The following is a 1,128-nucleotide window of genomic DNA, read 5'->3' as shown; positions in this document are numbered from 1 at the left end:
ACAGCGTCAGGCCTATCGAACGACTCATGATCTACAGCTATCCGGAAAGTCTGAGCCGCATTCATTCGGTTTACCCTCGGAAGTCAAGAGGTAACAAGATGCTTACGCGGCTTCGACGAACTTGTGGCGCTCATACAGGAATTCGAGCACGCGCTTGCGGCAGTCGAGATAGACCGGGTTACTCGCCAGTTCGAGACGCTGGCGCGGCCGCGGCAGTGGCACGTCGAGCACTTCGCCGATGGTCGCTGATGGCCCGTTGGTCATCATCACGATACGATCCGACAGCAGCACGGCTTCGTCCACGTCATGGGTGATCATGACGATGGTGTTGCCGAGCTTCTGATGCAGCGCCATGACCGAGTCCTGCAAAAGAGCGCGGGTCAGTGCGTCGAGCGCACCGAACGGTTCGTCCAGCAACAGCACCTTGGGCTCCATCGCGAGCGCACGGGCAATGCCGACGCGCTGCTTCATGCCGCCGGAGATTTCCGAGGGGCGCTTGTCCTTGGCATGCGTCATCTGCACGAGATTAAGATTGTGCATCGTCCATTCGTCGCGCTCGGCGCGGGACTTGGTCTTGGCAAATACCTTGTCCACGCCAAGACGGACGTTCTGATAAACCGTCAGCCACGGCAGCAGACTGTGGTTCTGGAACACGACGGCGCGATCAGGGCCGGGCGAATTGACTTCGCGATCCTCAAGGATCACGCCGCCGATCGTTGCACGTGTCAGGCCTGCGATGATGTTGAGCATCGTCGACTTGCCGCAACCGGAATGGCCGATAATGGAGACGTATTCACCCTTGCCGAGGTTTAGGTTGATGTCCTTCAACACCTCGGACGAAACCTTGCCGCGGGTGAACACCTTGTCGACGTGATCAAGCTTCAGATATGCCTTCATGATATCTCTCCTTAGCTGACCCAGGTGTTAGCTGACTGAAGTGCCGTGGGTGATGAGCTTGCCGAGGGCGGCGATCAGGCGATCGAGCACGAAGCCGACGATGCCGACATAGAACAGCGCCAGAATGATCTCGCTCATATGCGAGGAATTCCATGCGTCCCAGATGAAGAAGCCGATGCCGACGCCCCCGATCAGCATTTCAGCCGCGATGATGGCGAGCCATGACAGGCC

The 1,128-nt window shown here is 58.3% G+C and carries 1 protein-coding gene and 1 pseudogene; both read right to left on the bottom strand.

Annotated features, from left to right (window positions below):
* Nucleotides 1-102: 102 nt before the first annotated feature.
* Nucleotides 103-900 (bottom strand): ABC transporter ATP-binding protein, encoded by a 798-nt coding sequence (locus AC1DU6_RS32230; RefSeq protein WP_477862290.1) that lies wholly within the window; start codon nucleotides 898-900, stop codon nucleotides 103-105.
* 24 nt (nucleotides 901-924) lie between these two features.
* Nucleotides 925-1,128 (bottom strand): annotated as a pseudogene (locus AC1DU6_RS32225) (nitrate ABC transporter permease); the annotation flags it as partial.

The organism is Roseateles sp. P5_B10 (assembly GCF_056400485.1).
Note: the sequence above shows the minus strand (reverse complement) of the source record. Positions and strands in the feature narration are given on the sequence as shown.